This window comes from Pelomonas dachongensis, assembly GCF_043555865.1.
GTDB lineage: Bacteria > Pseudomonadota > Gammaproteobacteria > Burkholderiales > Burkholderiaceae_C > Pelomonas > Pelomonas dachongensis.
Window position 1 is genome coordinate 78,107 of record NZ_JBIGHY010000003.1, and the last position, 25,147, is coordinate 103,253.

Annotated in this window: 26 protein-coding genes; 15 read left to right on the forward strand and 11 right to left on the reverse strand. The window is 68.8% G+C overall.

Annotated elements, in window-relative coordinates:
- The first annotated feature begins 7 nt into the window (after positions 1-7).
- From ACG02S_RS09600 to ACG02S_RS09620, 5 genes are all read left to right on the forward strand, one after another.
- Positions 8-1,021, forward strand: a complete 1,014-nt coding sequence (locus tag ACG02S_RS09600) for an ABC transporter permease (protein WP_394470230.1) — start codon at positions 8-10, stop codon at positions 1,019-1,021.
- Positions 1,021-1,914 (forward strand): ABC transporter permease subunit, encoded by an 894-nt coding sequence (locus tag ACG02S_RS09605; protein WP_394470231.1) that lies wholly within the window; start codon positions 1,021-1,023, stop codon positions 1,912-1,914. The genes ACG02S_RS09600 and ACG02S_RS09605 overlap by 1 nt, the downstream gene beginning before the upstream one ends.
- On the forward strand, positions 1,914-2,864 hold the full coding sequence (locus ACG02S_RS09610) for an ABC transporter ATP-binding protein (RefSeq protein WP_394470232.1): 951 nt from the start codon (positions 1,914-1,916) through the stop codon (positions 2,862-2,864). Before ACG02S_RS09605 ends, ACG02S_RS09610 begins: the two co-directional genes overlap by 1 nt.
- Complete coding sequence (locus ACG02S_RS09615; RefSeq protein WP_394470233.1) at positions 2,857-3,816, forward strand: peptide ABC transporter ATP-binding protein; 960 nt, start codon at positions 2,857-2,859, stop codon at positions 3,814-3,816. The genes ACG02S_RS09610 and ACG02S_RS09615 overlap by 8 nt, the downstream gene beginning before the upstream one ends.
- Before the next feature lie 163 nt (positions 3,817-3,979).
- Positions 3,980-6,976, forward strand: coding sequence for a TonB-dependent receptor (locus ACG02S_RS09620; protein WP_394470234.1), 2,997 nt, complete (start codon positions 3,980-3,982; stop codon positions 6,974-6,976).
- A 61-nt stretch (positions 6,977-7,037) separates the two neighbouring features.
- On the opposite strand, the gene ACG02S_RS09625 is transcribed toward ACG02S_RS09620, so the two are convergent.
- Positions 7,038-7,298 (reverse strand): glycine zipper domain-containing protein, encoded by a 261-nt coding sequence (locus tag ACG02S_RS09625; protein ID WP_394470235.1) that lies wholly within the window; start codon positions 7,296-7,298, stop codon positions 7,038-7,040.
- A gap of 39 nt (positions 7,299-7,337) precedes the next feature.
- Between ACG02S_RS09625 and ACG02S_RS09630 the strand changes: the two genes are divergently transcribed.
- Positions 7,338-7,475 (forward strand): hypothetical protein, encoded by a 138-nt coding sequence (locus ACG02S_RS09630; RefSeq protein WP_394470236.1) that lies wholly within the window; start codon positions 7,338-7,340, stop codon positions 7,473-7,475.
- On the opposite strand, the gene ACG02S_RS09635 is transcribed toward ACG02S_RS09630, so the two are convergent.
- Both ACG02S_RS09635 and ACG02S_RS09640 read right to left on the reverse strand, forming a co-directional pair.
- The gene (locus tag ACG02S_RS09635) at positions 7,465-7,764 is read right to left on the reverse strand and encodes a PsiF family protein (RefSeq protein ID WP_394470237.1); all 300 of its coding nucleotides are present in this window, start codon (positions 7,762-7,764) and stop codon (positions 7,465-7,467) included. The genes ACG02S_RS09630 and ACG02S_RS09635 overlap by 11 nt on opposite strands.
- A gap of 103 nt (positions 7,765-7,867) precedes the next feature.
- Entirely contained in the window at positions 7,868-9,214 is a 1,347-nt protein-coding gene (locus ACG02S_RS09640; protein ID WP_394470238.1) for a protein kinase domain-containing protein, read from the reverse strand.
- A 41-nt stretch (positions 9,215-9,255) separates the two neighbouring features.
- On the opposite strand from ACG02S_RS09640, the gene ACG02S_RS09645 reads away from it, so the two are divergent.
- The 7 genes from ACG02S_RS09645 to ACG02S_RS09675 all read left to right on the forward strand — a co-directional run bounded on the left by ACG02S_RS09645 (position 9,256) and on the right by ACG02S_RS09675 (position 15,808).
- Entirely contained in the window at positions 9,256-9,660 is a 405-nt protein-coding gene (locus tag ACG02S_RS09645) for a VOC family protein (RefSeq protein WP_394470239.1), read from the forward strand.
- 54 nt (positions 9,661-9,714) lie between these two features.
- Positions 9,715-11,436: an arginine--tRNA ligase gene (gene argS / locus ACG02S_RS09650; RefSeq protein ID WP_394470240.1), complete on the forward strand. Its 1,722-nt coding sequence runs from the start codon at positions 9,715-9,717 to the stop codon at positions 11,434-11,436.
- Complete coding sequence (locus tag ACG02S_RS09655; protein ID WP_394470241.1) at positions 11,433-12,080, forward strand: SPOR domain-containing protein; 648 nt, start codon at positions 11,433-11,435, stop codon at positions 12,078-12,080. Before argS ends, ACG02S_RS09655 begins: the two co-directional genes overlap by 4 nt.
- Before the next feature lie 29 nt (positions 12,081-12,109).
- Entirely contained in the window at positions 12,110-12,772 is a 663-nt protein-coding gene (locus tag ACG02S_RS09660; protein WP_394470242.1) for a thiol:disulfide interchange protein DsbA/DsbL, read from the forward strand.
- Positions 12,773-12,885: 113 nt separating this feature from the next.
- A complete protein-coding gene (gene lptA / locus ACG02S_RS09665; RefSeq protein WP_394470243.1) occupies positions 12,886-13,494 on the forward strand; it encodes a lipopolysaccharide transport periplasmic protein LptA in 609 nt (202 codons plus the stop codon).
- On the forward strand, positions 13,491-14,297 hold the full coding sequence (gene lptB / locus ACG02S_RS09670; protein WP_394470244.1) for an LPS export ABC transporter ATP-binding protein: 807 nt from the start codon (positions 13,491-13,493) through the stop codon (positions 14,295-14,297). The genes lptA and lptB overlap by 4 nt, the downstream gene beginning before the upstream one ends.
- 11 nt (positions 14,298-14,308) lie before the next feature.
- Positions 14,309-15,808: an RNA polymerase factor sigma-54 gene (locus ACG02S_RS09675; protein WP_394470245.1), complete on the forward strand. Its 1,500-nt coding sequence runs from the start codon at positions 14,309-14,311 to the stop codon at positions 15,806-15,808.
- A 13-nt stretch (positions 15,809-15,821) separates the two neighbouring features.
- Here ACG02S_RS09675 and ACG02S_RS09680 read toward each other — a convergent pair whose 3' ends face one another.
- Complete coding sequence (locus tag ACG02S_RS09680; RefSeq protein ID WP_394470246.1) at positions 15,822-16,658, reverse strand: AraC family transcriptional regulator; 837 nt, start codon at positions 16,656-16,658, stop codon at positions 15,822-15,824.
- Positions 16,659-16,779: 121 nt separating this feature from the next.
- Between ACG02S_RS09680 and ACG02S_RS09685 the strand changes: the two genes are divergently transcribed.
- Together ACG02S_RS09685 and ACG02S_RS09690 are read left to right on the forward strand one after the other, a co-directional pair.
- Positions 16,780-17,139, forward strand: a complete 360-nt coding sequence (locus tag ACG02S_RS09685; protein WP_394470247.1) for a hypothetical protein — start codon at positions 16,780-16,782, stop codon at positions 17,137-17,139.
- Positions 17,140-17,182: 43 nt separating this feature from the next.
- Positions 17,183-18,118 carry an alpha/beta fold hydrolase gene (locus tag ACG02S_RS09690; RefSeq protein WP_394470248.1) on the forward strand — a complete coding sequence of 312 codons (936 nt, stop codon included), beginning with the start codon at positions 17,183-17,185 and terminating at the stop codon, positions 18,116-18,118.
- Between the two features lie 36 nt (positions 18,119-18,154).
- Here the strand turns inward: ACG02S_RS09690 and ACG02S_RS09695 are convergent, their stop codons facing one another.
- The 7 genes from ACG02S_RS09695 to ACG02S_RS09725 all read right to left on the reverse strand — a co-directional run bounded on the left by ACG02S_RS09695 (position 18,155) and on the right by ACG02S_RS09725 (position 25,114).
- Entirely contained in the window at positions 18,155-18,496 is a 342-nt protein-coding gene (locus ACG02S_RS09695) for a Na+/H+ antiporter subunit G (protein ID WP_394470249.1), read from the reverse strand.
- Positions 18,496-18,771 (reverse strand): K+/H+ antiporter subunit F, encoded by a 276-nt coding sequence (locus ACG02S_RS09700; RefSeq protein WP_394470250.1) that lies wholly within the window; start codon positions 18,769-18,771, stop codon positions 18,496-18,498. Before ACG02S_RS09700 ends, ACG02S_RS09695 begins: the two co-directional genes overlap by 1 nt.
- A 73-nt stretch (positions 18,772-18,844) precedes the next feature.
- Positions 18,845-19,333, reverse strand: coding sequence for a Na+/H+ antiporter subunit E (locus ACG02S_RS09705; RefSeq protein WP_394470251.1), 489 nt, complete (start codon positions 19,331-19,333; stop codon positions 18,845-18,847).
- Positions 19,330-20,961, reverse strand: coding sequence for a monovalent cation/H+ antiporter subunit D (locus ACG02S_RS09710; RefSeq protein WP_394470252.1), 1,632 nt, complete (start codon positions 20,959-20,961; stop codon positions 19,330-19,332). Before ACG02S_RS09710 ends, ACG02S_RS09705 begins: the two co-directional genes overlap by 4 nt.
- Positions 20,958-21,302: a Na+/H+ antiporter subunit C gene (locus tag ACG02S_RS09715; protein WP_394470253.1), complete on the reverse strand. Its 345-nt coding sequence runs from the start codon at positions 21,300-21,302 to the stop codon at positions 20,958-20,960. The genes ACG02S_RS09710 and ACG02S_RS09715 overlap by 4 nt, the downstream gene beginning before the upstream one ends.
- Positions 21,302-24,202: a monovalent cation/H+ antiporter subunit A gene (locus ACG02S_RS09720; RefSeq protein WP_394470254.1), complete on the reverse strand. Its 2,901-nt coding sequence runs from the start codon at positions 24,200-24,202 to the stop codon at positions 21,302-21,304. The genes ACG02S_RS09715 and ACG02S_RS09720 overlap by 1 nt, the downstream gene beginning before the upstream one ends.
- Before the next feature lie 51 nt (positions 24,203-24,253).
- Entirely contained in the window at positions 24,254-25,114 is an 861-nt protein-coding gene (locus ACG02S_RS09725; RefSeq protein ID WP_394470255.1) for an alpha/beta hydrolase, read from the reverse strand.
- Between the last annotated feature and the right edge of the window lie 33 nt (positions 25,115-25,147).

A 25,147-nucleotide genomic window follows, 5' to 3' on the forward strand; every position in this document is an offset into this window, starting at 1 on the left:
TCGCCTCGTGCTCGCCTTCCTTCTCAAACGCCTGGCCACACTGGTGCCGACGCTGATCGGCATCACGCTGGTCGCGTTCGGCCTGATCCGCTTGGTGCCCGGCGACCCCATCGAGGTCATGATGGGCGAGCGCCGGCTGGACCCGGAAGCCCACGCCGCGCTGGTCAAGCGCATGGGGCTGGACCAGCCGCTGCCGGTGCAGTACGCGGACTACGTCGGCAAGCTGCTGCAGGGCGACCTGGGCGAGAGCCTGGTCAGCCGCGAGCCGGTCAGCAAGGAGTTCGTCGCGCTGTTCCCGGCGACCGTGGAGCTGGCCGCGGCGGCGTTGCTGTTCGCGGTGGGCCTGGGGCTGCTGCTGGGCGTCAGCGCGGGGCTCAAGCGCGGCTCGCTGCTGGACCAGGGCGTGATGGGCACGGCCACGGTGGGCTACTCCATGCCGGTGTTCTGGTGGGGACTGATCCTCATCATGTACTTCTCGGTCAACCTGGGCTGGACGCCGGTGTCGGGCCGCATCGGCATCGAGTATGACCCCGAGCGGGTGACCGGCTTCATGCTGATCGACGCGTGGCTGTCGGGCGAGGAAGGCGCGTTCAAGTCCGCGGTGATGCACCTGATCCTGCCGGCGCTGGTGCTGGGTACCAGCACACTGGCGGTCGTCGCGCGCATGACGCGCTCGTCCATGCTGGAAGTGCTGCGCGAGGACTACGTGCGCACCGCGCGCGCCAAGGGCTTGTCGCCCACGCGCGTGGTCGTCGTGCACGCGCTGCGCAATGCGCTGATCCCGGTGCTGACGGTGGTGGGTCTGCAGACCGGCAGCCTGCTGGCCGGCGCCGTGCTGACCGAGACCATCTTCAGCTGGCCCGGCATCGGCAAGTGGCTGATCGACTCCATCGCGCGGCGCGACTACCCGGTCGTGCAGGCCGGGATCCTGATCTCGGCGCTGACCTTCATCGTCGTGAACCTGGTGGTAGATGTGTTGTACGGCGTGGTGAATCCGCGGATTCGTGGCGGGGGGCACTGATGAGCGCCGTGTTGATCGAGAAGCAGCCGCCAGGCCCGTTCCGCGAGTTCTGGCTGGGCTTCACCGCCAACCGCGGCGCCTTCATCGCGCTGATCGTGTTCGCCGTCATCGCGCTGGCAGCACTCCTCTCGCCACTGATCGCGCCCTACAACCCCACCGAGCAGTACCGAGACCACATGCTGACCCCGCCGGTCTGGGCTGACGGCGGCAGCACGCGCTTCCTGCTCGGCACGGACGAGCTGGGCCGCGACATGCTGAGCCGGCTGCTGCACGGCGGCCGCACGTCACTGGGCATCGGGCTGGCGGCGGTGACGCTGTCGCTGCTGCCGGGCGTCATGCTGGGCTTGCTGGCTGCTTTCTTCCAGCGCTGGCTGTCGCCGGCCATCATGCGCGTGATGGACATCGTGCTGGCGCTGCCGTCGCTGCTGCTGGCCATCTGCGTCATCACCATCCTCGGCCCCGGACTCATCAACACCGTCATCGCTATCGCGATCGGCGCGCTGCCCGGCTATGTGCGGCTGACGCGCGCTGCCGCGCTGGCCGAGATCGGCCGCGACTACGTGACCGCCAGCCGCGTGGCGGGCGCGAACGTGTGGCGGTTGATGTTCATCACCGTGCTGCCCAACTGCATGGCGCCGCTGATCGTCAACGCGACGTTGAGCTTTTCGTCGGCCATCCTGGAGACAGCCGGCCTTGGCTTCCTGGGCCTGGGCGTGCAGGCACCCACGCCCGAGTGGGGCACGATGCTGTCGGCGGCGCGCGACTACATCACCCGCGCGCCGTGGGTGGTGACGTTGCCGGGGCTGACGATTCTGGTGACCGTGCTGGCCATCAACCTGATGGGCGACGGGCTGCGCGACGCGCTGGACCCGAAGCTGAAGAAAGTGGCTTGATGGCGCTGTTGGAGATCAAGAACCTGCGCGTGCGGTTCGGCAACTTTCCCGCCGTGGACGGCGTGGACCTGACCGTCGACGCGGGCGAGTTGCTGGGCATCGTGGGTGAGTCCGGGTCCGGCAAGTCGGTCGGCATGCTGGCCGTGATGGGCCTGATCGACGCGCCCGGTGTGGTGACGGCTGACGTGCTGGCGTTCAACGGCCGCGACCTGCTGAAGCTGTCGCCGCGCGAACGCCGCGCGCTGATCGGCCGCGATGTGGCCATGGTGTTCCAGGACGCACTGACCAGCTTGAACCCCAGCTACACGGTGGGCGCGCAGATCGCCGAGGTGCTGAAGGCGCACCTGGGCCTGCGCGGCTCGGCGGCGAAGCAGCGCGTCGTCGAACTGCTGGAGCAGGTCGAGATCCCCGATGCCGCGAACCGCGCAAGCGCCTATCCGCACCAGCTGTCCGGCGGCATGAACCAGCGCGTGATGATCGCGATGGCCATTGCCTGCGGCCCGAAGCTGCTGATCGCCGACGAGCCGACGACGGCGCTGGACGTGACCATCCAGGCCCAGATCATGGCGCTGCTGCTGAAGCTGCAGCGCGAGCAGGGCATGGGGCTGATCATGATCACGCACGACCTCGCGGTGGTGGCCGAGATGGCCCAGCGCGTGGCCGTCATGTATGCCGGTCAGGTGGTGGAAACCGGCCCGGTGCCCGCGCTGTTCGACGCGCCGCGCCACCCGTACACGAACGCGCTGCTGGCCGCGATCCCGGAACACAACAAGGGGGCGAAGCGGCTGTCCGCGCTGCCCGGCATCGTGCCCGGTGCGCTGGGCCGGCCGGCGGGTTGCCTGCTGTCGCCGCGCTGCCCCCGCGTGCAGCCGCGATGCGTGGCCGAGCGCCCGACGCTCGAACAAGGCGTGCGCTGCTTCTACCCCGTCGAGGCCGCAGCCCATGTCTGACCTCCTGTTAGAAGCGACCGACCTCGCCAAGCACTACAACGTCAGCCGCGGCCTGTTCAAGCCCAAGGCGACCGTGAAGGCGCTCGCCGGCGTCAGCTTCACGCTGAAGCCCCGCAAGACACTCGCCGTCGTCGGCGAGTCCGGCTGCGGCAAGAGCACGCTGGCACGCCAGCTGACGCTGATCGAGCCGCCCACGCGTGGGTCGTTGAAGATCCGCGGCACCGACGCGGCGACCGCCGACGACAAGACGCTGAAGGCCTTGCGCCGCGACGTGCAGATGGTGTTCCAGAACCCGTTCGCCTCGCTGAACCCGCGCAAGACCGTGGCGACGACGCTGGCCGAGCCGCTGCTGATCAACACGCCGCTGAGTGCGGCCGAGCGCCAGGAGCGCGTGGAGCAGCTGGCCACCAAGGTGGGCTTGCGCCCCGAGCACCTGCGCCGCTACCCGCACATGTTCTCGGGCGGCCAGCGCCAGCGCATCGCCATCGCGCGCGCCATGATCCTGAACCCCGGCATCGTCGTCGCCGACGAGCCGGTCAGCGCGCTGGACGTGTCCATCCAGGCACAGATCCTGAACCTCTTCATGGACCTGCAGGACGAGTTTGGCACCGGCTACGTGTTCATCTCGCACAACCTGTCGGTCGTCGAGCACGTGGCCGACGACGTGATGGTGATGTACCTTGGCGCCGCGGTGGAGGTGGGGGCCAAGAAGACCCTGTTTGCGCAGCCGCTGCACCCCTACACGCGGGCGCTGATGAGTGCCACGCCGGCGCTGCGAGCCGCCGACCGGCGCGAGCGCATCGTCATCCACGGCGAGCTGCCCAGCCCGCTGAATCCGCCGTCGGGCTGCAGCTTCCACAGGCGCTGCCCGCTGGCGGTGCCGCGCTGCGCGCAAGAAGTGCCGCTGCTGCGCGAGGTGCAGGGCCGTCAGGTCGCCTGCCACGTCGTCTGAGAGCCCTGCCGGCGCGGGCGGCCATAACCGCCACACATGCCTCGCGGCGATACCGTGATGCGCGGAGTGTTGCTGCGGTGCCGACTCTGCGCGCTTGACCTCTGACATCGTGCGGCTCGCATCGCAAGAATCTTTGCATTCGGCAACGCGAGGACAAAAGATCATGAAGTTCAAGCCCACACCCATCGCCTGCGGCCTGGCCGCGCTCCTGTTGAACCTGCACGGCGCCGCGGTCGCACAGCAAACTGAGACCCAGGCGGAGAAGGACGCCAAGGCCAAGCAGTCGCTGGAGGCCGTCGTCATCACCGGCATCCGCGCCTCGCTGGAAACCTCGCTGGAGGCCAAGCGCAACGCGTCGGCGAACGTGGACGTCATCACGGCGCTGGAAGTCGGCAAGATGCCCGACAAGAACCTGGCCGACTCGCTGCAGCGCGTCGTCGGCGTGGCCGTGCGCACCGACTACGACGAGGCCGAGAAAGTCGCGATGCGCGGTGCCAACCCGGACATGTCGCTGATCCTGTTCAACGGCCACACTGTCTCCGGCGGCGACTGGTACCTCAACGACCAGGCCTCCAGCAGCCGCTCCACCAGCCTGTCGCTGATGCCTTCGTCGGTGCTCAACGCCGCCACCGTCTACAAGACCTCGCAGGCCAACATCGTCGACGGCGGCCTGGCCGGCACCATCAACGTGACGACCCGCAAGCCGCTGGATTCGCCCAAGGGCTTCAGCGGCGCGGTGCGCGCCGGCGCGGTCTACGCCGACCTGCCGGGCAAGGCCAGCCCGCAGCTCAACGGCAACGTGAACTGGAAGAACGAGGAAGGCACGCTGGGCATCATCGGCCAGCTGTTCGCCGAGAAGCGCTACGTGCGGCGCGACACGGCCTCGCGCTTTGCCTACGGCGCCAACTCCGGTTGGGACCAGATCAACACGACCACCATGCTGGGCATCACCGATGCCTCGCTGGCCGGCACGGGCCTGAAGGCGGCCGACCTGAACGGCGTGCGCCTGCCGGGCTCGATGTCCACCGAGTTCGTCGAAGGCGTGCGCGATCGCAAGGGCGGCATGTTCTCTGCGCAGCTCAAGCCCACCAGCAGCACTGAAGTCGGCCTGACCGGCTTCTATTCCAAGATGGAAGCGGCCAACTTCGGCCGCGCCAACATGGGCGCCATCTATCAGATGCTGACGGGCCAGTCCGGCCCGTTGGGCGGCATCACGCCCACCAACGTGGGCGGCCAGCGTGTGTACGCGTCGATCAAGAACCCGGTCATCGTCGATGAAACGACCGTCTACGGCGACAAGCTGCGCGTGCTGAAGTCGGCCGAGATCTCGTACGCGAACGGCCTGCCGGCTCAGTACGTCGGCGACTCCGAAGGCTTCTACCGCAGCGGCGCCTACGCCAGCTCCGGCTTCCTGGACCTGGACGGCAAGTGGGTGGTCAACGACAAGCTGACCCTGAAGGGTCTGCTGAGCACGACCAAGGGCATCGGCCACACCGACATGGACCGGGGCCTCACCTATTCGCGCTACGGCCAGGGCGTCAAGTACGACATCACCGACCTGGAGAAGGCGCCGGACTTCAGCTGGATCAACGCCGGCAGTGGCACCACGCCGCTGGCCAGCACCGCGGCCCCCGGCACGCCCGGCTACCGCCTGACGGGCCGCAGCGGCCTGAACCGCTATCACACGATCGACAGCGAGAAGAGCGTCGCCATCGACGGCGAGTACGTGCAGGACAGCGGCATCTTCAGCTCGCTGAACTTCGGCTTCCGCAATGCCGACCACCGCCGCCAGTACGGACTGTCCACCGTGGCCCTGAAGTCCGCGTTCGTGGCCGCCAACGCCCCCGACCCGGCCCTGGCCGTGCCCTACCCTGGCGACTTCGGCAATTACCTGGGCGGTAACTTCGACAACACCGGCTTCTACTTCTCGAAGGAAACGCTGACCCAGCTGTTTGGCGATCTGGCGAAGGAGACCAACCCGCAATGGGAGCGTCGCATCGCCAACTCCATCGACATGCGCGAGATCCAGAGCGCGGCCTACCTGATGCAGAACCTGGACGGCGACAAGTGGTCGGGCAATGTCGGCGTGCGCCTGGTGCGCACCATCGTCACATCGCGCACCCCGGTGCCCCTGCCGGCGGGCAGCTGCGTGCGCATCGAGCCGGGCAAGCCCTTCGTGCCCTGCGCCAAGTACCCGGACGCCATCATCGACGTCAGCGAAGGCCAGCCCTACTACGACAACGTGCCGTTCAACGGCGCCACCGGCACCATTTACCGCAAGGAAACCACCCGGCGCACCTTCGACGACATCCTGCCCAGCCTGAACCTGCGCTACGACTTCGGCCAGGGCCTCATCGGCCGCCTGGGCCTGTCCAAGACCATCGGCCGCCAGAACTACAACCTGTATGGCGCCACCTTCTCCAACCAGACCTGCACCTCGCAGGGCTGTACGGTCACGGGCCCCAACCCCAACCTGAAGCCGCTGGCCTCGCGCAACCTGGACATCTCGCTGGCCTGGTACTACGCCAAGCGCTCCATGCTGTCGATCTCCGCCTTCAGCTCGCTGATCGACGGCTATGCCAAGACCGGCGGCACCTCATCGGGCCAGACGGTTGACCTGTATGACGGCACGACCAACACCGTGCGCACTTACATGATCAACAGCTCCACGCAGCAGAAGGCGCGCATCCGCGGCGTCGAGCTGGCCTGGGAGCAGCCGCTGTTCTGGGGCTTCGGCTTCCAGTCCAACGCCAGCTACGCCGAGACCCGCGTGGAAGACGGCCGCCCGATGAACGGCGCCTCCAAGCTCGCAGGCAACCTGGGCGTGTACTGGGAGAACGACGTGTTCAGCGCCCGCTTGGTCTACAACTACCGCGGCGACTACGTGTCGAGCACCACGGCCCCGTCGCCCACGGCCAACAGCCAGGGGATGTCCAATATCGGCGGCGTGCTGATGCCGTCCGCGCCGACGATTGCCGCACCGGTGTCCAACGTGGCGTTCTCCGCCAACTACAACATCACGCCGGCACTGCAGCTCGCCTTCAGCGCAACCAACCTGACCAACCCGGTGCGCGCCACCTACCGCTACAGCGAGGCGGAACAGCAGAAGGTCGACGCCAGCGGTCGCCAGTACTACCTGGAAGCGCGCTACAAGTTCTGACCCCGTCCTCCAAGACAAAGGGCCGGCATCCGCCGGCCCTTTTACTTTGCCTGGCGCACGCTCAGCGGTTGCGCTTGCCCACCTCGTTGCCCACCAAGCCGCCCGCCCCCGCGCCGACGGCGGCACCCGCGGTGGTGCCCGTCACCGCACCACCGACGATGGCGCCCGCAGTGGCACCGACGACCGTGCTGGTCTCACGCGGCGACATGCCGGCGCAGGCGGTCAACGCGAGCATGGCGGCGGCCGCCAAGGAGATGATGGTCACGCGCCAGTAAACGGCGCCGGTCTGTGGAGCGGGTGTCGTGGTCAGTGGGGTGTTCATGGTCGGGTCCTTTCCGGCGATGCCCGGGGGATTCAGTGCATGACGCCACTGTCGCCGCTGCCCGCTGCGGGCGGGGCCAGCAGCCGGGCCGACGACCTGTCGGACAACGTCCACCCGAACAGCAAGAAGCCACCCGCAGGTGGCTTCTTCAGAACGCACGCGATCCTCAGCCCTTGACGCTGAGGCACTCCTTCATGAAGGCCTTGCGCTCGTCGCCCTTCTTGCCTTTGGCATCGGCGTTGCAAGTCTTCATCCTTTGCTGCTGCGGCGTGGCACTCACGGCAGCGGCGGCCGGTTTGGCGGCCAGGCAATCCTTCATGAAGGCCTTGCGCTCGTCGCCCTTTTTATCTCCAGCGTCTTTGTTGCAGGTGACCATCTTGGACTGCTGGGCCGTGGGCGCCTTGTCGGCGGCCTGCGCGGCCATCGCGGCACAGCCGAGAGCGATGGCGAGAGAGATGCGTTTCATCGGGTAGCTCCTTCCTCTGGAGGTGATGGGCCGGACGATTCAAGCATGGCCGCATGACGCTGCCAAGCGGGGCGCCACGATTCACGCCCGGCTGTCAGCCCGCTCACAGGATGCGCCGCGGGTGGGCCATCGCCTCGTGCGCCGCATGCAGCCGGCGCACCAGCACGCGGATGAAGCCGCGGTCGAAGCGGTGCTGGCATTCGGAGCTGAGCTGGCCCAGCGACTCGGGCGTGAACGAGATCGTCGTGCACTCCTGGCTGACCTTGATGTCCGTGCTGTGCCGGCGCAGGTCGGGGTTGGGCGCCAGGTAGGCCATCTCGCCCACCGACGTGCCCTGCCCCAGCGTGGCCACCAGCCGGCCGTCGCGGAACACGTCCACCTCGCCCTGGGCAATGATGTGGAAGGTGTTGCCCTCCTGCCCGCGCTTGAACAGCGCGTAGCCGACGGGATAGCGCTTCCAGCGCGCGCGCCGCACCACCTCCCACAGCTGCACGTCACCAAACTCGGCGAAGAACTCCAGCGCCCGCAGCATGTTGAAGCGCTCCGAGTCACGCACCTCGCCGAGTCGGTTCATGGGCACCTGCTGGCCGGCCACGAGCCCGGACAAGGCCTGCGCGAAATCGTTCCAGTCGGTGTAGCGGTCACGCGGGTGCTTGGCCAGCGCGCGCATCACGACGGCGTCCAGCGCGTCGGTCACGCCCTGGCGCTGGCCCAGCAACGACGTCGGCGGCTGGTGGTAGATCTGGTGCATCAGCGCCATCTGGTGCTGCGCATCGAACGGCGGCCGGCCGGCGATCAGGTGGTACAGCACGGCGCCCAGTGCGTAGATGTCGGCGCGGCTGTCCACGTCGCCACCGTCAATCTGCTCGGGCGGCATATAGGCCAGCGAGCCGACCCGGTGGATCTGCGTCGCGTCGGCGTTCAGGTTCAGCGCCGAGCCGAAGTCGCTGACCTTCACGTCCACCACCTCGCCCGAGCCGTCCAGCACCGCCAGCAGGTTGGCCGGCTTCACGTCACGGTGGATGACGCCCTGGCGGAACACATAGCCCAGCGCCATCGCGCACTTGAAGGCCAGCTCGACGATCTGATCCAGCGGCAGCAGGCGGTCGCTGCGGCAGAAGTGCTTCAGCGTGACCCCGGGCACGTACTCCATGACGAGGTAGGGCGAGGCATCTTCCGACACCGCGTCCAGGATCGCCACCACGTTGGGATGGTGCAGCTGCCCGGCCAGCGCGGCCTCGGCGCTGAAGAAGCGGTTGCTGAAGTCGCTGGACGGCGCATCGGCCGGTGCCGCCCAGGCGCGCATGCGCTTGATGGCGACGTCCACGCCCTGGAACGGGTCGCGCGCCAGGAAGACATCGCTCGTGGCGCCTTCGCCCAGGCGCTTGAGCACCTGGTAGCGCCCGATGTGGGCGGGCAGATCGTCGGCGGGAGCGGTCACGCGAGGCATGATACGGGCCGCCCCGCCGGCATTCCCAGGAGGCTTGTCCCTTGTTCTCGCACCTCTGCATCGGCACCCGCGACTTCGGCCGCGCGCTGGCTTTCTACCGCCCGCTGCTGGCGCTGCTGGGCGTGGCCGAGCGCTTTTGTGACCCCGATGCGGACTGCGCAGGCTGGCAGAGCACACCCGGACCGCGGCCGCTGCTGGTGCTGTCGCGCCCGTTCGACGGCGAACACGCGCCCGGCAACGGCCAGATGGTCGCGCTGCTGGCCGCCAGCCGCGCGCAGGTGGACGCGGCCCATGCACTGGCGCTGTCCCTCGGCGGCACCTGCGAGGGTGCACCCGGGCCGCGGCCGCACTACCACCCGAACTACTACGGTGCCTACTTCCGCGACACCGAGGGCAACAAGCTCTGCGTCGCCTGTCACGAAGCGCCGCAAACGACGGCCGGCTGAGTCAGCGCCCCAGGCGGCCCGTACGTTCAAGGGCTGCCTTCTAAAATCCCACCCATGATCCAAGCCAAGCAGGCGCTGCTGACCGCACTCGCCGACTCTCTGCAACAAATCGCACCCGGCTCGAATGCCGTGGCGGCGTTCGAATCCCCCAAGCAGGCCGCCCATGGCGACTTCGCCTGCACGGCCGCCATGCAGCTGGCCAAGCCGCTGAAGGCCAATCCGCGAGAACTGGCCACGCGCCTGATCGCCGCCCTCGAGGCCACGCCGGCGTTCCAGCACTGGGTGCAGTCGCTGGAGATCGCAGGCCCGGGCTTCATCAACATCCGCCTGAAGCCGGCCGCCAAGCAGGCTGTCGTCGCGGAGGTGCTGGGAGCCGGCGCGCAGTTCGGCCACCGCGCCGCCACGGGCAAACACGTGATGGTGGAGTTCGTCTCCGCCAATCCCACCGGCCCGCTGCACGTCGGCCACGCCCGCCAGGCCGCTTTGGGCGACGCACTCTGCTCCGTCTTCAAGACCCAGGGCCACGACGTGACCCGCGAGTTCTATTACAACGACGCCGGCGTGCAGATCGCCACGCTGGCCAACTCCACGCAGATGCGGCTGAAGGGCTTCAAGCCCGGCGACGCCGAATGGCCCGAGGCCGCATACAACGGCGACTACATCCAGGACATCGCCGACGCCTTCCTCGCGAAGGAAACCGTGAAGGCCGACGACCGCGAGTTTTCGGCCTCCGGTGACATCAACGACCTGGACGGCATCCGGCAGTTCGCCGTGGCCTACCTGCGCCACGAGCAGGACCTGGACCTGCAGGCCTTCGGCCTGAAGTTCGACAACTATTTCCTGGAGTCCAGCGTCTACAGCGGCGGCCAGCTGGAAGCGGCGGTGCAACGCATCGTCGACGCCGGCAAGACGTACGAGGAAGGCGGCGCGCTGTGGTTCAAGTCCACCGACTACGGTGACGACAAGGACCGCGTGATGCGCAAGAAGGACGGTGGCTTCACCTACTTCGTGCCCGACGTGGCCTACCACGTCAACAAGTACGAGCGCGGCTACACGCAGTGCATCAACATCCAGGGCACCGACCACCACGGCACCATCGCCCGCGTGCGCGGCGGCCTGCAGGCGCAGGGCCTGGGCATCCCGGAAGGCTTTCCGGACTACGTGCTGAACAAGATGGTCACGGTGATGAAGGGTGGCGAGGAGGTCAAGATCTCCAAGCGCGCCGGCAGCTACGTGACGCTGCGCGACCTGGTCGACTGGACCAGCCGCGACGCGGTGCGCTTCTTCCTGATCAGCCGCAAGGCCGACACCGAGTTCGTGTTCGACATCGACCTGGCGCTGAAAGCCAACGACGAGAACCCGGTGTTCTACGTGCAGTACGCGCATGCGCGCATCAGCTCCGTCATCCGCAAATGGGCGGCCGAAATGGGGGGGGACGTGACCGGCGTCGCTGGAGCCGACTTCAGCCTGCTGACCGCACCGACCGAAGAAGCGCTGATGCTGAAGCTGGCCGCCTACCCCGACATGCTGACCGGCGCCGCGCAGGGCCTGGCCCCGCACGACATCGCCTTCTACGCCCGCGACCTGGCCGGCGCGTATCACTCCTACTATGCGGCCGAGCGCGTGATGGACCAGGCGCCCGAATTGAGCCGCGCCCGCGTGGCCCTGCTGGTCGCCACCCGCCAGGTGCTGGCCAATGCGCTGACCGTGCTGGGCGTCAGCGCCCCTGAACAGATGAGCCGCGAGGCGGCTCAGGACCAACCGGAGACCGAATGAGTTCTGCATCCAAGCCTGCCAGCCGCAAGGACCAGAAGGGCGGCTTCGTCCTCGGCATGATCGTGGGCCTGCTGCTGGGGCTGGCCGTGGCGCTGGCCGTGGCGCTGTACATCACCAAGGTGCCCATCCCGTTCGTCAACAAGGTGCCGCAGCGCACCGCCGAGCAGGACGCCGCCGAGGCCGAGCGCAACCGCAACTGGGACCCGAACGCCCCGCTGGCCGGCAAGGCCGCACGCAGCGCCAGCGGCGTGGTTGCGGGGCCGGCCGTGCCCCCGCCCGGCACGACGGCCAGCGCAGCCGTCGCCGCTGCAAGTGCCGCCGCCACCGGTGCGCTGGCCACGGCTGCCAAGCCGGTCGCCACCAAGGCGTCGGCAGCGGCCAGCACGCCCACGCCGGCGGGCGCCGAGGCGTACATCTTCTTCGTGCAGGCCGGCGCCTACACACGTCCGGAGGACGCCGAGGCCCAGAAGGCCAAGCTGGCCATCCAGGGCTTCACGGCCAAGGTCATGGAGCGTGAACAGGCCGGTCGCACGGTGTTCCGCGTCCGCCTGGGCCCGGTCGACACGCGTGACGAAGCGGAAGGCCTGCAGCGCAAGGTTGAGGGGGCTGGCTTTGAGGCCAATCTCGTTCGTGTACAACGCTAGTTCGCACCCATTGAAGGAAGACTGACGCCATGAAGCGCCGCGATTTCGCCTCCCTGCTCGCCGCCGCCCCCCTGGCCGGCGCCGCCACCGCCGCCCTTGCCCAGGGCGGTCCCGTCGAAGGCCGCCACTACCGTGTGCTGTCCAAGCCGCTGCCGGGCCAGCCCGGCAAGATCGAGGTCGTCGAGTTCTTCTGGTACGGCTGCCCGCACTGCTATGCGTTCGAGGACAGCATCGAGGCCTGGTCCAAGCAACTGCCCGCCGACGTGGCCTTCCGCAAGGTGCACGTGGCCTTCCGTGCGCAGCTGAAGCCGCACCAGCGCATGTTCTACGCGCTGGAAGCCCTGGGCAAGGAAGCCACCGCCCGCCCCGCTATCTTCAAGGCCATGCACCAGCAGGGCCAGGCGCTGGACGACCCCAAGACGCAGGCCAAGTTCCTCGCCAACCTGGGCGTGGATGCGGCCAAGTACCAGGACGCCTACAACTCGTTCGGCGTGCAGACCAAGTGCACGCAGGCCGAGAAGCTGTCCGAGGCCTACAACATCGACGGTGTGCCCACCCTCGGCATCGGTGGCCGCTTCCTGACCTCGCCCAGCATCGCGGCCGGCGGCCAACAGCTGCCCGAGCACGAGCTGCACGGCCGCGCGCTACAGACCACCAACTTCCTGCTGCAGCGCATCCGCAACAAGGCATGAGGCGCCGCGACGCCTTCCGTGCTGGCGTCGCGGATTCGCGGTTCGAGTTGTCACGTCGGAAAGGCTGACGACGGTTGCAGGCCCCTAGAATGGCCTGCAACTTCCGTGCCGCCATGACTTCGCGTCTACTGCCCCTGCTGATCGCCCTCGTCGCCCTGCCCAGCCTGGCGGAAAAGGCCGACCGCACCAAACCCCTCGTGCTGACGGCCGACAAGCAAGGCCAGATTGACAGCGTGAACCAGCGCACCGAGCTGCTGGGCAACGTTGTCATCACGCAGGGCACGCTGGTGTTGCGCGCCGAGAAGGTTGACGTGCGCGAGACGCGCGACGGCTACCACCAGGCATACGCCAACGGCACGGCCGGGCAGCCGGTCAGCTTCCGCCAGGCGCGCGACATCCCCGGCGAGGCCATCGAGGGCACGGCCGACCAGTTGGAGTACGACACCAAGTCCGAGACCGTGCGCTTCCTGGGCAATGCCAAGGTGCGCCGCACGCGCGGCGCCACGGTGGCCGAGGAGGTGACGGGCGCCGTCATCGTCTACAACAGCCGCACCGAGGTGTTCACGCTGGAAGGCGGCAGCGCCTCGCCCAACCCCAACGGCCGCACTCGCATCGTGCTGATGCCCAAGGCCCAGCCCGGCGACGAGCCCGCCTCGGCCCCCGCGGCGGCCATGCCGCTGCAGCCCTCCACCACGCTGACGCTGCCGCGCAAGCCTTCATGACGAGCCCGGCGGTGACTTCAAGCCCCCGCGACCTCGCCTCGACCGGCGCGCTGGCGGCCTGCGGCAGCCGGCTCGAAGCCGAGGGCCTGGCCAAGAGCTACGGCGTGCGCAAGGTCGTCAAGGACGTGCACGTCCGCGTGGACTGCGGTGAGGTGGTGGGCCTGCTAGGCCCCAACGGTGCCGGCAAGACGACCAGCTTCTACATGATCGTGGGGCTGGTGCGCTCGGACGCCGGCATCATCCGCATCGACGGCTCGGAAGTACAGCGGCTGCCCATCCATGCGCGCGCACGGCTGGGCCTGAGCTATCTGCCCCAGGAAGCCTCCATCTTCCGCAAGCTGACGGTGGAGCAGAACATCCGTGCGGTGCTGGAGCTGCAGCAGGACGAGCGCGGCAAGTCGCTTGGCAAGGCACGCATCGACGAGCTGCTCAACGGCCTGCTGCACGACCTGTCCATCGAAGGCCTGCGCAACAGCCCGGCACCAGCGCTGTCCGGCGGTGAGCGCCGCCGCGTGGAGATTGCCCGCGCGCTGGCGACGCAGCCGCGCTTCATCCTGCTGGACGAGCCGTTCGCCGGCGTGGACCCGATCGCGGTGCTGGAGATCCAGCGCATCATTGGCTTCCTGAAGGCGCGCGGCATCGGCGTGCTGATCACGGACCACAACGTGCGCGAGACGCTGGGCATCTGCGACCGCGCCTACATCATCAGCGAGGGCGCCGTGCTGGCCGAGGGCACGCCCGACGAGATCGTGGCCAACGCCGACGTGCGCAAGGTCTATCTCGGCGAAAACTTCCGCATGTAGCGGGACGGGTGATGAAACAGACCCTCCAGGTCCGCCTCAGTCAGCATCTCGCGCTGACGCCACAACTGCAGCAGTCCATCCGGCTGCTGCAGCTGTCGACGTTGGAGCTGCACCAGGAAGTCGAGCAGATGCTGGCCAGCAACCCGCTGCTGGACACCGAGGAAGAGTTCACCGTCACGGCGCCCGAGCTGGCCGCCAATGCACCGGCCGAGAGCGGCACCGAGGCGTCCGCCGGCGAGTCGGAAAGCAGCGATGCGCCCGAGCTGAATGCCGAGGACTTCGGCGGCACGGAGCGCGAGGACTGGGAGAACGGTACCGAGAAGGACGACTTCGACGGCATCCGCGAACTGCCCAGCAGCAGCTCCGGCAGCAGCGGCGACGACGACGGCGAACGCGAGAGCCAGGAGTCCGCGGAGCTGACACTGGCCCAGCACCTGACGCAGCAGCTGGCGGGCATGTTCCTGTCTGCCGAGGACCGTGCCGCGGTACACGTGCTGATCGAGTCGCTGAACGAGGACGGCTACCTCGAAGACCCGGTGGAAGACATCGCCGCCGCGCTGTCCGGCGACGCAGACGAAGAGATGCGCGAGGACCTGCTGGACCGGCTGCGCATCGCGCTGCGGCTGCTACAGAGCATGGACCCCGCGGGCATCGGTGCGCGCAACCTATCCGAATGCCTGGTGCTGCAGCTGCGCACGCAGGCCAAGAGCGCCGCGCAGGTGATCGCCATCCTGATCTGCAAGGGTCATCTGGAACTGCTGGCGCGCCGCGACATGCGCCGGCTGATGGCCGAGACCGGTGCCGACGAGGCCCTGCTGCGCGAGGCCCAGCTGCTGATCACGAAGCTCGAACCCAAGCCCGGCCGCCGCTTCGCCACCGGCGCCGCCGCGGCCATCGTGCCCGACGTCATCGTGCGCAAGAGCGGGCGCGAGTTCCGCGTGATGCTGAATCCCGAGGTGGCGCCCAAGCTGCGCATCAACGAGCTGTACGCCAACGCGCTGCGCGCCACGCGCGGCGGCATCAGCAACTCGCCGCTGGGCGGGCAGTTGCAGGAGGCGCGCTGGTTCATCAAGAACATCCAGCAGCGCTTCGACACCATCCTGCGCGTCAGCCAGGCCATCGTCGAGCGCCAGCGCGGCTTCTTCACGCACGGCGAGCTGGCGATGAAGCCGCTGGTGCTGCGCGAGATCGCCGACGAGCTGGGCCTGCACGAGTCCACCATCTCGCGCGTGACGACGGCCAAGTACATGGCGACCAGTTGGGGCACCTTCGAGCTGAAGTACTTCTTCGGTTCGGGCCTGAGCACCGAGGCCGGCGGTGAGGCGTCCAGCACGGCCGTGCGCGCGCTGATCAAGCAGTTCGTGGCGGCCGAGGACATCAAGAAGCCGCTGTCCGACAGCGCGCTGGCGGGCATGCTGGAAGAGCAAGGCATCCAGTGCGCGCGGCGCACGGTGGCCAAGTACCGCGAAGCAATGAAGATCGCACCGGCGAATCTGCGCAAGGCGCTGTAGCAGACCGCGCCGCTCAACCCGCTGGCGACTGCTCCTTGCGCCACTCTCTGGGCGACTGCCCCGTGTGCGCCCGGAACGCTCGGGACAGCGCCGCCTCGCCGCCGTAGCCCACATCTGCCGCGATGTGCTTGAGGGCGTGTCCTTCGCGCAACCCCTTCTGCGCCAGGCCGATGCGCCAGCGCTGCAGGTAGACACCCGGCGTGCAGCCGACGACGTCGCGGAAGCTGTTGGCAAACACCGTGCGTGACATGCCCGCCTGAGCCGCCAGCTCCTCCAGCGGCCAGTCGCGCTGCGGCGCGTCGTGCAACGCCACCAGGGCGCCGCGCAACCGGGGGTGGGACAGCCCGGCCAGCATGCCGGACTCGACCCGCCCCTGCGCCATCAGCTCGCGCAGAACCCACACCAGCAGCACCTCGAACAACCGGTCCAGCATCAGCTGGCGTCCGCAGTGCGACGCCTCGGCCTCGGCAAACAGCTGCTCCAACACCGGCGCGCAGCCCGGCATCGACGCCAGCGGCAGGCAGACCCACGGCGGCAGGGCGGCGGCGATGGGATGACCGGCACCGCCCTCGAAGGCCATGTGCGCACACAGAAACTGCGCGCCGCAGTTCGGGTCGGTCACGAAGCGGTGCGCCAGCGGGCGCGGGTATAGCAGCAGGCTGGGCTCGGCGATGCGCAGTGGCTCGGGGATGCCGGCGTTGTGCACCGTCACGTCGCCCTCGCGGATGAGGTGCAGCTGGCCTCGGCCGGCTTGCGGCTCCAAGCTGTTGACGCCGCACAACGGCCCGGTCTGGAAGGTCTCGGCGCGCACAGCGAAGTGAGCGAACAAGGCGGCAAGTCGGTCGGCCATGTCGGTACCAAATGCAAAGAAACGCGTACTTAATGATATTTCAAGTACGGACATCCCCGGCAAAGTTCGTTCCGTCGCAAGACAGATACCACCACCCCCCGACACCATCCAGGAGCCCACCATGATCCGCCAACCCGCTTTCAACCGTGCCGTGCTGCAACTGCTGACCGGCGCCATCGTGCTCGTCGGCGTCTCTGCGCAGGCGCAGTCTTACGTGACCGACCTGGAGACGGGCCAGCGCGTCAGCGTGCAATCGACCGTGTCGCGCGCCGAGGTGCTGGCCGATCTGAGGATTTACCAGGAGTCCGGCCTGGCCGCCGCCGCACGCGTGGCCGACGAGACCGGCCAGCCAAACAGCCCCGCCCTGCAGGCCGCCCGCGAGCGCTACGCCGCACTGCGCCATGGCGAACGCTACGCCGCGCTGGTGGCCCAGTACGCCATGCGCAGCGGCGCGACCACCCGCCCCGCCGCCAAGGCCTGATCGCCCCTTTCCCTTTGCACCACTCATCCACCGAAAGACCGCCATGTCCGCCTTCACCCGACTCGCCCTCGCCACCACCCTTGCTCTCGGCGGCTTCGCTGCCCAGACGCAGGCCACCGCAGCCCCGACCGCCGCTGCCGCAGTCGCCAGCCAATACATCGCCGCCGCCGACGGCACGCCGCTGTACGTCAAGGACTGGGGCCCGCGCAACGGCCCGGTCGTCGTCTTCAGCCATGGCTGGCCGCTGAGTTCGGACAGCTGGGAGTCGCAGATGCAGTTCCTGGCCGAGCGCGGCTACCGCGTCGTCGCGCACGACCGCCGCGGCCACGGCCGCTCGGGCCAGCCCTGGGCGGGCAACAACATGGACCAGTACGCCGACGATCTCGGCGCCGTGCTGACCGCGCTGGACCTGAAGCAGGTCACGCTGGTGGGCTTCTCCACCGGCGGCGGCGAGGTGGCGCGCTACATCGGCCGCCACGGCACGGCGCGCGTGGCCAAGGTGGCGTTCGTGGCGGCCATCACGCCCATGATGGGCCAGTCCGCCACCCACCCCGAGGGCGTGCCGACCGCCGTCTACGACGGCCTGCGCCAGGCGGCGCTGGGCAACCGGGCCCAGCTCTACAAGGACGTGGCCAGCGGCCCGTTCTTCGGTTTCAACCGTCCGGGCGCCAAGCCCTCGCAAGGCCTGATCGACAGCTTCTACGCGCAAGGCATGCAGGCCAGTTCCAAGGGAACCTATGACAGCATCGATGCCTTCTTCAACTCCGACTTCCATGAGGATCTGAAGAAGGTCAACGTGCCCGCGCTGGTGATCCACGGCACCGATGACCAGCTGCTGCCCGTCGACACCACCGGCCGCGCCACCGCGAAGCTCGTCAAGGGCGCCAGGCTGATCGAGTACGCCGGCGGCCCGCATGGCATCACGGACACGCACAAGAACCGCCTCAACCAGGACCTGCTGGAGTTCATCGGCAAGTGATGGGGCGTGGCACCGCCCGGCGCCCGCCGGGTGGCACTAACGCCGGACCTGCAGCGGCGGTGGCAGCTCGTCACCCGCCTGCCGCCGACGGAACAGCGCGGCGCGGGCCAGCACGATGGTCGTCACCGGCGCGGTGATGGAAAGCACGATGATGATCAGCCACACGTGCAGCGCCAGCCCACCGCTGCGGGTGCTGAAGTGGACGATCGACGCCAGCGTGACGATCCACGCGCCGAGCGTGGACGCCAGCGCCGGCGCGTGCATGCGCAGGAAGAAATCCGGTAGGCGCAGCAGGCCGAGCGCGGCCGTCAGCACCACCCCGCCACTGATCAGCAGCAGCGCTGCAACGATGATCTCGCCAAGCGGTGGCATGGCCATCACACCACCTCCCCGCGCAGCAGGAACTTGGCCAGCGCCACCGAGCTGACGAAGCCGAACAGCACCATCAGCAGCGCGCCCTCGAAGTACATCTCGCTGTCGTAGCGGATGGCCAGCACCAGCATCACCAGCATGCCCACGATGTAGATGAAATCCAGCGCCAGCACGCGGTCCTGGGCGGTCGGGCCGCGGAACACTCGCAGCGTGCCGACGACCATGGCCAGCACGTAGAGCCCGAGCGTGACGGTGATCGCGAGGGAGAGGAAACCGCTCATGTCTGCTCCCTCCGGCCTGCGGCCTGCCGCCCACAGCGGCAGCGAGCTGGCTTGGGGCGGCTCGGCGCTGCGCTCATTCAAAGATCTCCTTCAGCGGTTGTTCGTAGTCGGCCTTGAAGTGCGCGATGAAGGCGGCTTCGTCGTCCAGGTCGAAGATGTGGATCATCAGCGCGCTGCGGTCGGCGGCCAGTTCGCTCCAGACGCTGCCGGGAATGACGGCCGTGATCATCGCCAGCGCGGCCAGTGCATGGGCGTCGCGCAGGTCCAGCGGCACGACGACGAAGGTGCCGCGTGGCGGACGTGAGCGAGCGCGCATGACACCCAGGGCCACCTGCAGGCCGGAGCGCACGACATCGCGCCCGACCCGCAGCACCAGCCGCACCAGCACGGACAGGTGCTTCATGCGCGGGGGCCGCGGGCGCAGCGGCGCCAGCAGGAGCGGAATGGCGAGCGCGGCGACGACGCCGACCAGCGCCTGCCCGGCGCTGAAGCTGCGCGTCAGCAGCATCCAGCCGGCAAACAGCGCCAGCGACAGCCAGGGGGCGGGCAGCCAGCGGTTCACGGCGTGCCTCCCGACGCGCGCACCACCGGCTGCGCGCCCATCACGGCATCGATGTACAGCTCCGGCGCGTGCAGCGCGTCGGCTGACGCGCGCGTGTACTCCAGCACCGGTCCGGCATGCAGCACCATCGCCACCGCACCGGCCAGCAGGCCGGCAACGGGCAGCGTCTCGATGACGCGCAGCCGCGGCGGCGGCCGGTCGGCGGCCCAGAAGTGGCGCATGCCCACCCGCATCAGCGACACCGCCCCGCACAGGCCCGACACGATCAACAACACGAACAGCGTCCACGCCGCCGTGCTGCGCAGGTCGATCAGCGCGGTCAGCATGGCGAGCTTGGCGACGAAGCCGGACAGCGGCGGCAGCCCGGCGGTCACCATCGCGCAGAAGGTGAACGTCACGCCCAGGAAGGCCAGCGCGGCCGGAATGGCGCGGCCGATCAGCGCCTGCTGGTCATCGTCGAGGTTGACGCCGCTGGGCACATCGGCGTCGATGAAGCTGGGCAGCGCGCCGTTGCCGTCATCGATCTCGGGCGCACCGACCTCCACCTGCCGCGCCCGCTCCAGCAGTTCCACCAGCAGGAACAGCGCGCAGCCGGCCAGCGTGGAGCTGCCGAGGTAGAACAGCGCACCGCTGCTGAGCGCCGGCGCGTCGAAGCCGATGGTGGCGATCAGCGTGCCGGATGACGCGATGACGCTGAACCCCGCCAGCCGCGCCAGTTGCTGCGACGCCAGCATGCCCAACGCGCCGAAGCCCAGCGTGGCAATGCCGCCCCAGATGAGCACCTCGCCGCCGAACCCGGCCGATGCGCCGGCGCCGGCCGGGAAGCACAGCGTCCACAGCCGCAGCAGCGCGTACACGCCCACCTTGGTGAGGATGGCGAACACGGCCGCCGCGGGCGCGCTGGCCGCGCCGTAGGCCGGCGGCAGCCACGAGTTCAGCGGCCACAGCGCTGCCTTGGCAAGGAAGGCGATGGCCAGAATGGCCGCACCGGCGTGCAGCAGGCCGCGGTCACTCTCGGGCACCAGGGGCAGCTTCTGCGCGATGTCGGCCATGTTCAGCGTGCCAGTCACGCCGTACAGCACCGCCACGCCGACGAGGAACAGCAGCGACGCGACCAGGTTGATGGCGATGTAGTGCAACCCGGCGCGCACGCGCGGCGCGCCGCCGCCGTGCAGCAGCAGGCCGTAGCTGGCGGCCAGCAGCACCTCGAAGAACACGAACAGGTTGAACAGGTCCGCCGTCAGGAACGCGCCGTACAGGCCCATCAGCTGCAGCTGGAACAGCACGTGGAAGTACACGCCGGCCTGCTGCCAGCGCGCCAGCGCGTACAGCGCGGCGGCCAACCCCACCGCGCCGGTCAGCACCACCATCAGCGCGGACAGGCGGTCCGCCACGAGCACGATGCCGAATGGCACCGACCAGTTGCCCGGCAAGTAGATGCCGAAGGCCGCCGGCCCACGCGCGTCCACGCCCTGCAGCAACGCGACCGCGATGGCCAGGCCCAGCGACGCCGACACCACGCTGACGATGGCCTTGAACCCGCGGTAGCGGTCGCCCAGCAGCATCAGTGCCGCCGTACCCAGCGGCAGCAGCACCGGCAGCACCAGCAGGTGTTCGAGCGCGATCAAGGCGCCTCCTCCTGGCCGTCCACATGGTCGCCGCCGGACAGGCCGCGCAGCGCCAGCAGCACGACCAGGAACAGCGCCGTGGTGGCGAAGCCGATGACGATGGCCGTCAGCACCAGCGACTGCGGAAGCGGGTCGCTGTAGTTGACGAGGTCCGGCGCGAGGCCCGGACGCACGATGGGCTCGCGGCCGATGGCCAAGCTGCCGACGCTGAAGATGAAGAAGTTGATGGCATAGGACAGCAGCGACAGGCCGATCAGCACCTGGAAGGTCCGTGGCCGCAGCACCAGCCACACCCCGGCGCCGGCGAGCACGCCGATGGCAAGCGAGACGACGATTTCCATCAGGGCGCTCCTGCTTCTTCAAGGGGCGCCGCCAGCGGCTGCCGGCGGCGGGCGCGCAAGGACTGGTGCGCAATGGCGGTCAGCAGCAGCAGCGTGGAGCCCACCACCACCGCGAAGACGCCGAGGTCGAACAACGCGGCCGTGGGCAGGTGCACCTCGCCCACCAGCGGCCACATGACGTGCGCGGTGTGGGTGGTCAGGAACGGATGGCCCAGTGCCAGGGCGCCCGCACCGGTGGCCAGCGCCACCAGCAGGCCCACGGCGATCCAGCGCGTGGGCATCAGCTCCATGCGCGCCTCCACCCAGCGCGTGCCGCTCACCATGTACTGCGCGATGAACGCAATGGCCAGCACCAGCCCGGCGACGAAGCCTCCGCCCGGCTCGTTGTGGCCACGCATGAACAGGTGGAAGGCGAACAGCCCGGCCACCGGCAGCAGCAGCCGCACCAGCACGGCCGGCACCTCCAGGTAGGGCGGCAGGAAATCATCGCCGTCGGCATCGGGGTCCGTCAGGTCGGCGCCGGCGGCGACCTGCTGCTGGGCCGTCTGGCTGACCGTCTCGCGCGCCGGGCGGAAGCGGCGCAGCAGCGCGTAGACCGTCAGGCCGACGATGCTCAGCACGGTGATCTCGCCCAGCGTGTCGAACGCGCGGAAGTCCACCAGCATCACGTTGACGACGTTCGTGCCCCCGCCCTCGGGCAGCGCGCGGTCAAGGAAGAACGGCGAGATGGACAGCGGCGCGTGCCGCGTCAGCAGCGCGTACGACAGCGCGGACAGCCCGGCGCCGATCAGCACGGCCAGCGTCAGATCGCGGCGGCGGCGCCAGCGGTTGCGCTCCAGCACGCGCGCCTCGCCGGTCTCCAGGCGCTGCGGCAGCCAGCGCAGGCCCAGCAGGAACAGCACCAGCGTTACCACCTCCACGGACAGTTGCGTCAGCGCCAGGTCGGGCGCCGAGAACCACGCGAAGGTGATGCACAGCGCCAGGCCGACGATACCCAGCATGGTCAGCGCGGCGAGGCGGTGGAACTTGGCCTGGTAGGCCGCGCCGAGCGCGCAGGCGCCGGCCACGATCCACAGAAGCACGAACTCGGGCGTGGCCGGCACGCGCGCGCGGTCGCCCCAGCTCAGCGGCACGATCAGCGACGAGGCGACGCCCGCCAGCGTGGCGATCAGCAGCATCGCGAACAGCTGCGGCTGCAGCCGGCGCGTGCTGAGCCGCCATGTCAGGCGGCGCGCGCTGTCGGACGCCAGCGCCATTGCTTGCTCGAACAGCCGCTTGCCGTCCAGGCCGCTCAGCAGCGGCGTGCCGCGCAGCGTCTTGAAGCGGGCCGCAAAGCGCAGGTAGATCAGCAGCCCGCCGGCCATCGCCACCAAGCTCATCATCAGCGGCGTGTTGAAGCCGTGCCACAGCGCGAGGCTGTAGTCGGGCAGCGTGCCCCCGACCACGGGCCGCGCAGCGGTTTGCAGCAGCGACCCGACCGACCAGCCCGGCAGCGTGCCGACGACGACGCAGGCCAGCACCAGCAGTTCAACCGGCACGCGCATCCAGTGTGTCGGCTCGTGCGGCTGGCGCGGGCAGTTCACCGGCGGGTTGCCGAAGAACACGTCGTGCCCGAAACGCAGCGAGTAGACGACCGCGAAGATGCCGGCCAGCGTGGCCGCGGCCGGCAGGCCGTACTCGATGGCGGGATGCGCACTGACGAACACGGTCTCGGCGAAGAACATCTCCTTGGACAGGAAGCCGTTCAGCAGCGGCACGCCGGCCATCGCGGCGCAGGCCACGATGGCCAGCGTGCCGGTGAAGGGCATGAAGCGGTACAGGCCGTCCAGCCGGCGCATGTCGCGCGTGCCGGTCTCGTGGTCGATGATGCCCACCGACATGAACAGCGACGCCTTGAAGGTCGCGTGGTTCATCATGTGAAAGACCGCCGCCACAGCCGCGACGGGACTGTTGAGGCCCAGCAGCAGCGTGATGAGGCCCAAATGGCTGATCGTCGAATACGCCAGCAGCCCCTTCAGGTCGTTCTGGAACATGGCCACATAGCTGCCCAGCAGCAGCGTCGCCAGGCCCGCGCCGCCGACGATCCAGAACCATTCGTCCGTACCCGCCAGCACCGGCCACAGCCGCGCCAGCAGGAACACGCCGGCCTTCACCATCGTGGCCGAGTGCAGGTAGGCGGATACCGGCGTGGGCGCCGCCATCGCGTGTGGCAGCCAGAAGTGGAACGGGAACTGCGCGCTCTTGGTCAGCGCGCCCAGCAGCACCAGCGTCAGCGCCAACGGGTACAGCGCATGCGCGCGCACCACGTCGCCGGCGGCCAGCACGGCATCCAGCTCGAAGCTGCCGACGATGTACCCCAGCACCAGCACACCGGCCAGCAGTGCCAGCCCGCCCGTGGCCGTGACGGTGAAGGCCATGCGGGCGCCGCGGCGCGCGTCCTTGCGGTGCGTCCAGTAGCCGATCAGCAGGAAGGAGAAGACGCTGGTCAGCTCCCAGAACACCACCAGCTGCACCAGATTGCCCGACACCACCACGCCCAGCATGGCGCCCATGAAGCCCAGCAGCAGCGAGTAAAAGCGCGCGGCGGGGTCGTCCGGCGACAGGTAGTAGCGCGCATAGATGATGACCAGCAGGCCCATGGCGCTGACCAGCATCGCGAACATCCACGCGAAACCGTCCAGCCGCACAACGATGTCCACGCCCAGCGACGGCAGCCAGGCCAGCCTCTCGGAGACGACCGCGCCGCCGCTCACGTCCGGGTACAGCAGCGCCAGCGGAATGATCAGCGCCAGAGCGATGAAGCCGGCCCACAACGACTCGACGTTGCGAGCGTTCGTCGGCAGCAGCGCGGCGACCGCACTGCCCAGAAACGGCAATGTGAGGAGAAGCAGGAGGGACATCGCGGGGCAGTCTACTTTCTCGATGCGACGACCCCGGTCGCGGCCCGCCGATCAGTCCTTGGACGGCCCTTTCTCGGGCGCCAGCGGCTCGAACAGGAAGCGCATGCCGCGCGTGTAGCTCTCCGCCTTCGTGCCGGCGTGCCGCTCGCCGTCGATGGTGCGGTTTTGGTAGACCAGTTCGGGATGCTTCAGCGCCGGCAGCAGCGCCTGATAGCGCTTGATGCCGGCCAGGAAGGCGGGCCACTCGTGCTCAGCACCGGTCACGTACAACCGCGCCTTGATGGGCTTGCCGGTCTCGGCGTGGGCCTTGGCCTGGCCGATGATCCAGTCGTTGCCGGCGACGACCGCGGGGCTGGCGGCGATGTAGCCCTTGAACAGATCCGGCTTGGCATACATCGCATGCAGCGTGAACAGGCCGCCCAGCGAGCTGCCTGCCAGGTAGCGCTGCGCGGGGTCGGCGCGGTACTCACGCTCCAGCAGCGGGAAGATCTCGCGCTCCAGCGCGGCGAGGAACTTGTCCGCCTGGCCGGAGCCCTCGCCCATCGCCACAGGGGACAGCTCCCAGCGCCGCAGCGAGCCGTAGTCCAGGTTGTCACCCGCGTAGCCCAGGCCGACCACGATGAACTCGGGCACCACCTGGTCGTAGGCCAGGTTGTTGTACGAGGCGACGACGGTCGCGAAGTCCCAGTAGCCGTCGGTCACGTACAGCACCGGATAACGGCGCTTGGGCTCCTTGGCGAACGATCCTGGCAGGTGGATGTGGAGCTGGTAGCTGCGGCCATCGGCATTCTTGGGCAGCGCACGCAGCAGCGAGTTCGGGATGGTGTGTGCCGGGTAGGCCGGCGCCGGGTCGGCGGCCTGCGCCTGGACGGCGCCGAACAGGAAGGCCAGGGTCAGGACGAATCGCTTCATGGCTTGTCTCGGTCTTTGGATAACGCTGTCCAG

Excerpts from the sequence above, each read along its gene's own strand:
- ACG02S_RS09610 (WP_394470232.1), top strand. The coding sequence starts at position 1,914 with ATGGCGCTGTTGGAGATCAAGAACCTGCGCGTGCGGTTCGGCAACTTT.
- ACG02S_RS09680 (WP_394470246.1), bottom strand. The coding sequence starts at position 16,658 with ATGGCCGACCGACTTGCCGCCTTGTTCGCTCACTTCGCTGTGCGCGCC.
- ACG02S_RS09695 (WP_394470249.1), bottom strand. The coding sequence starts at position 18,496 with ATGGCCATGCCACCGCTTGGCGAGATCATCGTTGCAGCGCTGCTGCTG.
- ACG02S_RS09605 (WP_394470231.1), top strand. The coding sequence starts at position 1,021 with ATGAGCGCCGTGTTGATCGAGAAGCAGCCGCCAGGCCCGTTCCGCGAG.
- ACG02S_RS09615 (WP_394470233.1), top strand. The coding sequence starts at position 2,857 with ATGTCTGACCTCCTGTTAGAAGCGACCGACCTCGCCAAGCACTACAAC.
- ACG02S_RS09635 (WP_394470237.1), bottom strand. The coding sequence starts at position 7,764 with ATGAAACGCATCTCTCTCGCCATCGCTCTCGGCTGTGCCGCGATGGCC.
- ACG02S_RS09625 (WP_394470235.1), bottom strand. The coding sequence starts at position 7,298 with ATGAACACCCCACTGACCACGACACCCGCTCCACAGACCGGCGCCGTT.
- ACG02S_RS09700 (WP_394470250.1), bottom strand. The coding sequence starts at position 18,771 with ATGAGCGGTTTCCTCTCCCTCGCGATCACCGTCACGCTCGGGCTCTAC.
- argS (WP_394470240.1), top strand. The coding sequence starts at position 9,715 with ATGATCCAAGCCAAGCAGGCGCTGCTGACCGCACTCGCCGACTCTCTG.
- lptA (WP_394470243.1), top strand. The coding sequence starts at position 12,886 with ATGACTTCGCGTCTACTGCCCCTGCTGATCGCCCTCGTCGCCCTGCCC.
- ACG02S_RS09725 (WP_394470255.1), bottom strand. The coding sequence starts at position 25,114 with ATGAAGCGATTCGTCCTGACCCTGGCCTTCCTGTTCGGCGCCGTCCAG.
- ACG02S_RS09640 (WP_394470238.1), bottom strand. The coding sequence starts at position 9,214 with ATGCCTCGCGTGACCGCTCCCGCCGACGATCTGCCCGCCCACATCGGG.
- ACG02S_RS09675 (WP_394470245.1), top strand. The coding sequence starts at position 14,309 with ATGAAACAGACCCTCCAGGTCCGCCTCAGTCAGCATCTCGCGCTGACG.
- ACG02S_RS09620 (WP_394470234.1), top strand. The coding sequence starts at position 3,980 with ATGAAGTTCAAGCCCACACCCATCGCCTGCGGCCTGGCCGCGCTCCTG.
- ACG02S_RS09720 (WP_394470254.1), bottom strand. The coding sequence starts at position 24,202 with ATGTCCCTCCTGCTTCTCCTCACATTGCCGTTTCTGGGCAGTGCGGTC.
- ACG02S_RS09715 (WP_394470253.1), bottom strand. The coding sequence starts at position 21,302 with ATGGAAATCGTCGTCTCGCTTGCCATCGGCGTGCTCGCCGGCGCCGGG.
- ACG02S_RS09655 (WP_394470241.1), top strand. The coding sequence starts at position 11,433 with ATGAGTTCTGCATCCAAGCCTGCCAGCCGCAAGGACCAGAAGGGCGGC.
- ACG02S_RS09630 (WP_394470236.1), top strand. The coding sequence starts at position 7,338 with ATGACGCCACTGTCGCCGCTGCCCGCTGCGGGCGGGGCCAGCAGCCGG.
- lptB (WP_394470244.1), top strand. The coding sequence starts at position 13,491 with ATGACGAGCCCGGCGGTGACTTCAAGCCCCCGCGACCTCGCCTCGACC.
- ACG02S_RS09660 (WP_394470242.1), top strand. The coding sequence starts at position 12,110 with ATGAAGCGCCGCGATTTCGCCTCCCTGCTCGCCGCCGCCCCCCTGGCC.
- ACG02S_RS09690 (WP_394470248.1), top strand. The coding sequence starts at position 17,183 with ATGTCCGCCTTCACCCGACTCGCCCTCGCCACCACCCTTGCTCTCGGC.
- ACG02S_RS09685 (WP_394470247.1), top strand. The coding sequence starts at position 16,780 with ATGATCCGCCAACCCGCTTTCAACCGTGCCGTGCTGCAACTGCTGACC.